Below are 7,342 nucleotides of genomic sequence, written 5' to 3'. Positions count from 1 at the left end.
GAAATCAAAACTGGGTGCCCCGCGATGGCAATCCACAGGGATCGGATGCTACACAGCCGCACTACAGTAGAGTTCATGATCCGTTCACCCTTAGCGTACGATTTCGCACTGCTCTTGTTCCGACCCCTGGATGACGCCAGCTCTTCCCCGCCAAATCGTTTGGTAACATTCGTCGATGAGGCAATAGGGGTGCAGTTTCTCAATTCGCCCGCCAGGTGCGCCACGCTCATCGACAATCGCGGCAGATGGTGTTCGAAATGTTCATGCCCTGCGGAAGGATGGGCTTGTCCTGTGCCGACGCCGGTCATACCGGCTATGGTTGGCTCAGCATCGCTAAATGGCTGACTTTCGACACGCCACCCGACCGACGCAGGACGGCGTTGAACACGACGTCACCCCGCATTTGTTGCATTGCCGCTCGGCAGGCTGCCGGCCGCGTTCAGGCTGAACGCCTGGCTTAAGGCGAAGCGGATAGCGGACGTTGGTACAGTTGTCGGCGGCGCGCCTTATCCGGCCATAGAAAACCCTCTCCTGCGACGCACTGACGACCAGTCAGGTGGTCCCTTCAAACCAGTCAGGTGGTCCCTTCAAATAAGCGTCGAATGACGCCAGTTTCTCGTAGCTTGGACCGGCAGCGATGGGATCGCGCGCAGGCCGTCGGCGGTATCGCGCCGGTTGATATCGCCCAAAATGGCCTAATCGGCCCCAAGCTGATGAGGTGGAACGGCCCTTCTCAAACGGCATCAAGTGCCTAACGTGGTCGTGTTGAAGCGCCACAAAGAAGAAGGACCGCTCCATGAAGAAGATTACCACAGTCGGGCTCGATCTGGCCAAATCCGTTTTTCAGGTTCATGGCATAGCCGAAGAGGGAGACGTGATCGTACGTCGCGCACTGCGTCGATCGCAGGTGCTGGACTTCTTTCGCACACTGCAGCCTTGCCTCGTAGGGATGGAAGCCTGTGGCAGCGCGCATTATTGGGCTCGGGAAATTCAGGCTCTGGGGCATACGGTTCGGATGATGCCACCCGCATACGTGAAGGCCTACATCAAGATATGCTCACCTGACGATATCTTGACTAATCGTCAGGTGACCATAATGCGGAGGAGCGCGTGAAATCCGCACGATCCTGCCGTTCGTCGAGGGATTTGCTCCGCATTATTTTCCGGTGAACCTCTGCGGTCGTTTGACCAGCAGAGGAGCCATTGATGTCGAAATCCGATTGCGAACTGATTACCGAGCTCGAAGCCGTACTGATCAGCCAACAATACAGCCCGGTGGTGGTAGCAAACTATTGTGCTTATGCGCGCGGGTTCCTCGACCATCTTGCGCGGCGAAATATCCTGGTCACGGATGTGACCGAAGCCCAAGTGAAGCGATATCTGCGCGATGCGGTCGCGCTGTTCCGGCAGCGTCGTGGTCGACGTCCCGGTCCGCGCTGGCACCAGATTCCGTGCGCGGGCATTCACGCACTGCTTCGGCTTGTGCAGGGGCAGTGGCCACCAGCCCCGAAAGCGACCTGCGCCGCCGATGCACTGCGATTTACGATCAGCAACGAATACGAGACCTGGCTTCACGAGGAGCGTGGCTTTGCTCGGCCCAGCATCGACGCGTTCTTGTGGGAGGCTCGACACTTCCTGGCCTGGCAACTCGAACGATGCGGTGTCGAAGGCCTGATGGACCTGAGCATCGGCGACGTTGACCGCTATATGGATTTGCGCGCGCCGAAACTGACGCGCTGCTCACTGAAGGCTGTAGCAGAGCGCCTTCGCTCGCTGCTGCGTTATCTCCACATCACAGGTCGCGTCACGACGGACCTGTCAGGGCACGTCATAGCCCCGACGCTTTATGCATACGAAGGAGTACCGTCAGTCCTGGACCGCGGCCAGATAGCCGCTGTGCTGGAGAGCGCCAAGAAGGACAAGACATCGGCGGGGTTGCGAGACCATGCGATCCTGCAACTCCTTGCAGCCTATGGTCTACGCTCTGGAGAGATCCGCCATCTACGGATCGAGGACATCGACTGGCGAACGGAAGCCATCCGTGTTCGACACTACAAGACACGAGCCACCACATTCCTGCCCCTGCTTGAGCCGGTCGGCGAAGCGGTGCTCGCCTATCTGCGTTCCGGACGGCCCGTGACCGATGCCAGGGAGATCTTCATCCGCACGCGCGCGCCCTATCGCAAGCTCGACAAGCTTTACAGCGTGGTTCGCCGGCGGCTCCGTGACGCTGGCGTCCAACCGCCTGGTAAGTGTGGACCTCATATCTTCCGTCATGCGCGCGCGGTCGAAATGCTGCGGGCCGCGGTGCCTCAAAAGGTCATCGGCGACCTCCTGGGACACCGTTCGACAGGATCGACGGCTCCCTACCTCAAGCTTGCTACCGAGGACCTCAGGACTATCGCGCTTGACGTGCCGGGCATGGAGGTGCTGGCATGACCGCCCGCTGGCCCGATCCCGACCGCGCGAACATCGGCCGCTATGTCGCGAGCCTTGATCTGCGCAGCATGAAAAGCCGAACCTGTTATCGGCAGGTCTTGCATGGCTTCCAGGATGTCGCCGAACGTTACGAGGCACTCGGTCAAGAAGTGCTGCTGGCCTGGCTACGAGAATCAGCCATTCGCCGGGCGGCATCCACGCTCTTGCACCGCACCCGCATCATTGACCGGTTCCTCGAACGCCTGGTGGAAATCGGCGCGATCGAAAGCAATCCCGTCGCCGCTCTGCGCGATGAGTGCAATATCAAGCAGTGCATGCCGATCTGGCGGGCATTGGCGTCGCGGGATCCGGAACAGGCTCTTGCCGAACTGCGCCAGCCTAGGCCGTTCGGCAGCGTACTGGGAAAAATGATGGCCGAGCATGTCGCGATGATGCGGCGCAGAGGATACAAATACACTTCGCAGCCCCTGTTGCTCTTGCGGTTCGACCGGTTCCTGCAGTCGCATCCGGGACCGGAAACCGAACTGCTGAGCGCCATGATCGATCGATGGGCGGCAACGAATGGCACGCGTCACCACACGGAGGAATGCGAAAAGCTCAAGCGTGTCTTGGCGAAAATCCTTCGTCACCGCGACCCGTCGATGCCTGAGCGGCGACCGGACCCGAGACCGAGGAAGCAGGCCGCCAGGCAATGGCGAAAGCCCCATATCTACTCGCCTGCCGACGTGGGACGGATGCTCGACCTCGCACGTACCTATCCGTCGCCACGGGTGCCGCTTCGACCGCTGAGCATGTACACGATGCTGCTGCTGGCTTATTGCGCAGGCTTACGGCGCGGCGAGCTTGCCCGTCTCGATCTTGGTGACGTTGACCTGCAGGTCGGTACGATAACCATCCGGCAGACTAAGTTCTTCAAGACCCGGATTCTGCCGCTACCCGACAGCGTTGTAGTCGAGCTTCGGGCCTACATCGATGCGCGGCGGCGTGCCGGTGGATCACAGGACGCGCGCTCCGGCCTGTTCTGGCACGAGCGAGGCGACGGCCATTACACGCCGGAAATGATCACCTGGCTGCTTACCGACCTCATACGCCGCGCTGGGCTGAAGCCATTGCGAGGAAAAACAGGTCCTCGCGTTCATGACCTGCGCCACTCGATGGTGGTGAACAGGATCCTCGAATGGTACCGAACGGGCATCAATCCACAGGATCGCCTGCCGTTCCTAGCGACCTACCTCGGCCATCGGGACATCAACTCTACCTTGGTCTACATCACCGTGACGCAGGATCTGCTGCATTATGCAAATGAGCGGTTCCGGGCAGTTGGCGCACCATGCCTCAATCTGAGGCAGGAGGTGGGGTCATGAGCAGGGATGATCGGTTCCCGGTCCTGCTGCGCGCGTTCTTCTATGAATGGCTGGTCGAGCAGCGCAACGCGTCCATCCACACAGTCCGGTCCTACCGCGATACCTGGCGGCTGCTGCTTCGGTTCGTTGCGCAGCGTGCTGGGAAGAAGGTGGCTATGATCACGCTGGCCGATCTGGCCGCCAACGAAATCGCCGCGTTCCTCCGCCACGCCGAACATGAACGTGGCGGTACGATCGGCACGCGCAACTGCCGGCTTGCTGCGATCCGCAGCTTCTTCCACTTCGTGGCCACCAGGGATCCCGCATCGATCGCGCAATGCGTCGAAGTCCTCCACATCCCGATCAAGCGCGCTCCGGTGTCGGAACCTTGCTATCTGGATCCGGCGGAAGTGACGGCGATCCTCGCTCAGCCAAATCGTTCGACCGTTGAGGGCATGCGCGATCATGCGCTGCTCTCGTTCCTCTACAACAGCGGCGCACGAATACAGGAAGCGCTCGACCTGTGCCCCGAAGCAATCCGGTTCGAAAGCCCGAACTGCGTGCGTCTGACCGGCAAGGGCCGGAAGGAACGTATCTGCCCGCTCTGGCCGGAAACCGTGATGTTGCTGAAGAAACTGCTTGAACGGCAACCGCGAGCGCCCGACCAGCGGCTGTTCGTCAACCGCTATGGTGAGCCGCTCAGCGCCTCAGGGGTCCGGTTCAAGCTCGCCGCCTACGTGAAGGCGGCGGCCGAAACCATGCAAACGCTGCGTGCCAAGCACGTAACGCCACACGCCTTCCGGCACGCCACCGCCGTGCACCTCATCTCGGCGGGCGTCGACGTTACGGTCATCCGAAGCTGGCTCGGCCATGTGAGCCTCGACACGACCAACCACTATGCCAGGGCCAATCTGGAAACGAAGCGGAAAGCCCTGGAAAAGGTCGCCGCTCCAACCACACCCGGCGGCCAGCCATCTTGGAAGCGCGATGCGAGCGTGCTCGCCTGGCTCGACACGCTCTGAAATAATGCGGAGGAACATGGACAAAAACGGCGAGAATCTGCCGATCAGACCGCGCTCCTCCGCATTATGGTCACCTGACGATTAGTGAAGCGCAACAAAACTGACGCCGCAGACGCCGAAGCTATTTGCGAGGCAGTCACCCGGCCGACCATGCGCTACGTGCCGGCAAAAACGCAGGACGAGCAGGCTGCCGGAATGGTGCTCAAAACACGAGATTTGCTCATCCGTCAGCGCACTCAAGCAATCATGCTCTGAGAGCTCACCTTGCCGAACTGGGCATTGTCAGGGCGACCGGTCTGGTCGGAATCGTCAGTCTTGCCGCCATAGTGCGCGACGACAGTGACCTGAGATTGCCGGGTGCAGCACGAATGGCTTTGGAAGAGCTCGACGAGCAAATCGAGACCGTGACGGCACGCATTGAAAGGCTCGATCGAATAATCCTTGAAGCGGTGAGAAAAGACGACAGCGCTCGACGCCTGACGGCGATTCCCGGCGTGGGGCCGATCATTGCCGCGACCGTTCGAGCAGTTGTACCGGATCCCGCTGGCTTCCGAACCGGTCGAGATTTCGCTGCCTGGATTGGGTTGACTCCACGCGCGCATTCCAGCGGAGGAAAAGAACGGATAGGTTCGATCTCAAAGCGCGGAAACCAGCAACTGCGAACGCTGCTTGTCGCTGGAGCGACGTCGATCCTCAAGCTCGCTCGTCGTGGCCTCCAGCCATCACCATGGATAGCGGCCATGATGTTGCGCCGCCCGTTCAAGGTTATCGCTGTCGCACTCGCAAACAAGATCGGGCGCATCATCTGGGCTCTTCTCGTTCGAGGCGATAGCTATCGGGGAGCGAAGATGATCGTCCAGGCTTAGACAACGAGCTTTCCGGCCGACCAGTCGGAAAGGCAGGCAAGGTGCCAATTGTGATGACCCAACGGGACGACATCCCGAAGCAAATCAGACCGCAAAATCGCAAGCGCGTTACAGCGCGAGAAGCTGATTAGGCGATTTGCTCCGCGGATCTCATCGTGGCCATGGCTGAAAGGCCAGAAAACAGGCCGGACATATGACCGCACCGTCCTTACTGGGGAAATACATGAGGAAATATCTTGCCAAGCGGGCCGTTCCACATATGCGATTTTGGCCAACTTGCGGAACAATCGGAGAACTTTACGGCTTGCTCTCCTTGGCTTGCAGGAGCATGGCGACATTTTCGGCGGCAAATTTGAATCCTCTGCGGTCGGGAATTCGCTCTGCGGAGATCGGGTAGCGTGGCCGCTTTGGATCGATGCCGGTGATCCGGAACCGTTCGCTTCCGGTGCGGAACTCGCGTCCGAAGTCCGAAGGGGCCAATCCGAATTGCTCTGCCAGAAACTCGAACCTGTCTTTTTCGAGATTGAATGCGGTGCCGTCGGAAGCGGGAATGCTGACGCGGAACACGGGCTCGAAGAAGAAGCCGGTATCCGTGCCGCGCCATCCGGCGCCCTCGATGACCAGGCCGTTGTCCTCAGCGATCTTCTGGCAGACCTCGAGCATGCGGGTCTGGATCTCTTCGCATGTCGCTGGCGTCAGACGGGTTATGAGCCTGCCCTTCGTCATTTGCCCTTCCTCACCTGATAGACAGTACCGCGTGAGACGCCGAGATTGCGGGCGATTTGTGTTGGGCCCTGACCCTGTTTAAGCCTTTTCTGGATCGCGTCGCGGTCGATTTTCGGCGGCCGGCCCTTGTATGTGCCGCGCTTCTTGGCGGCAGCGATTCCCTCCGCCTGGCGCTCGCGCCGCAGATTGGTCTCGAACTCGGCAAAAGACACCAAGCATGTCAAAGAAGGGCCTTACCGGCGGCGGTCGACGTATCGACAGGTTGTTCTGTCGCGGAGAGATGCGCGCCCTTCGTCTTGAGCTTGTCCACGATCATCTGCAGGTCGCGCAGCGATCTGGCCAGGCGGTCAATCCGGGTGACGACAAGCGTCTCGCCAGCATGAATGAAGTCGAGAATGGTGTTGAGTTGCGGACGGCCTTCTAGGGTAGAGCCGCTCTTCTGCTCCTCGCGAATGACCTCGCAGCCGGCGGCCTTGAGCGCGGCGGTCTGCGCGGCGAGGTTCTGGTCAGTGGTGGAGGTGCGGGCGTATCCGATGCGGGTCATGCAAACTGTTCATTTTGGGTGTGCCGGCGCGATGCTCTGTTCATTAACGAAGATTGAGCCCAAAATATACAGGCTTTTCCGGTTGCGACGTGTTCATGGCGGGGGTTCAGGCCGGGTATACCCAAATTAAAACACGCCCATCGGTTCCGGCGGTCAGTTACGCCGTCGTCGTGGCTTCAGCTTTCTGGTAACCTCCGCCAGCCACGCGACTGCACCGGGCGTGGCCTGCCAGGCCTGGCCGTTTTCCTCGACGTAGTCAGCTGCCTCATCCTCGCCCCCCAAAGTGATATAGCCGTCGATGGAAGCAACCAAAGGCTGCTTGCCGGAAAGGACGCCAGGCACATGGCTGTTCGCGAGCCAGGCCTCCTCGGCAAGCTTGCCGGCGCTCGGATCGTTTTCACG

Annotated in this window: 6 protein-coding genes and 3 pseudogenes; 5 read left to right on the top strand and 4 right to left on the bottom strand. The window is 60.2% G+C overall.

Annotation, left to right across the window (positions count from 1 at the left end; genetic code table 11):
- Positions 1 to 796: 796 nt before the first annotated feature.
- The 5 genes and pseudogenes from EN786_RS35735 to EN786_RS35715 form a co-directional block, all read left to right on the top strand.
- Positions 797 to 1,051, top strand: a pseudogene (locus EN786_RS35735) (IS110 family transposase); the annotation flags it as partial.
- 155 nt (positions 1,052 to 1,206) lie between these two features.
- Entirely contained in the window at positions 1,207 to 2,439 is a 1,233-nt protein-coding gene (locus EN786_RS35730; RefSeq protein WP_135909972.1) for a site-specific integrase, read from the top strand.
- Positions 2,436 to 3,803, top strand: coding sequence for a tyrosine-type recombinase/integrase (locus EN786_RS35725; RefSeq protein ID WP_135909970.1), 1,368 nt, complete (start codon positions 2,436 to 2,438; stop codon positions 3,801 to 3,803). Before EN786_RS35730 ends, EN786_RS35725 begins: the two co-directional genes overlap by 4 nt.
- Positions 3,770 to 4,804, top strand: coding sequence for a site-specific integrase (locus EN786_RS35720; RefSeq protein ID WP_348642272.1), 1,035 nt, complete (start codon positions 3,770 to 3,772; stop codon positions 4,802 to 4,804). The genes EN786_RS35725 and EN786_RS35720 overlap by 34 nt, the downstream gene beginning before the upstream one ends.
- Positions 4,805 to 4,888: 84 nt before the next feature.
- Positions 4,889 to 5,670: pseudogene (locus EN786_RS35715) on the top strand (IS110 family transposase); the annotation flags it as partial.
- A 297-nt stretch (positions 5,671 to 5,967) separates the two neighbouring features.
- Here EN786_RS35715 and EN786_RS35710 read toward each other — a convergent pair.
- The 4 genes and pseudogenes from EN786_RS35710 to EN786_RS38080 all read right to left on the bottom strand — a co-directional run.
- Positions 5,968 to 6,396, bottom strand: a complete 429-nt coding sequence (locus EN786_RS35710; RefSeq protein ID WP_135909966.1) for a hypothetical protein — start codon at positions 6,394 to 6,396, stop codon at positions 5,968 to 5,970.
- Positions 6,393 to 6,608 (bottom strand): helix-turn-helix domain-containing protein, encoded by a 216-nt coding sequence (locus EN786_RS39600; protein WP_348642271.1) that lies wholly within the window; start codon positions 6,606 to 6,608, stop codon positions 6,393 to 6,395. Before EN786_RS39600 ends, EN786_RS35710 begins: the two co-directional genes overlap by 4 nt.
- An 8-nt stretch (positions 6,609 to 6,616) precedes the next feature.
- Positions 6,617 to 6,940 carry a recombinase family protein gene (locus EN786_RS39595; RefSeq protein WP_348642270.1) on the bottom strand — a complete coding sequence of 108 codons (324 nt, stop codon included), beginning with the start codon at positions 6,938 to 6,940 and terminating at the stop codon, positions 6,617 to 6,619.
- Positions 6,941 to 7,093: 153 nt separating this feature from the next.
- Positions 7,094 to 7,342, bottom strand: a pseudogene (locus tag EN786_RS38080) (hypothetical protein); the annotation flags it as partial.

It is taken from the genome of Mesorhizobium sp. M4B.F.Ca.ET.143.01.1.1 (assembly GCF_004792275.1).
Taxonomy (GTDB): Bacteria; Pseudomonadota; Alphaproteobacteria; order Rhizobiales; family Rhizobiaceae; genus Mesorhizobium; species Mesorhizobium abyssinicae.
The sequence above is the reverse complement of the archived record's forward strand: the minus strand, read 5'-3'. Positions and strand labels throughout refer to the sequence as shown.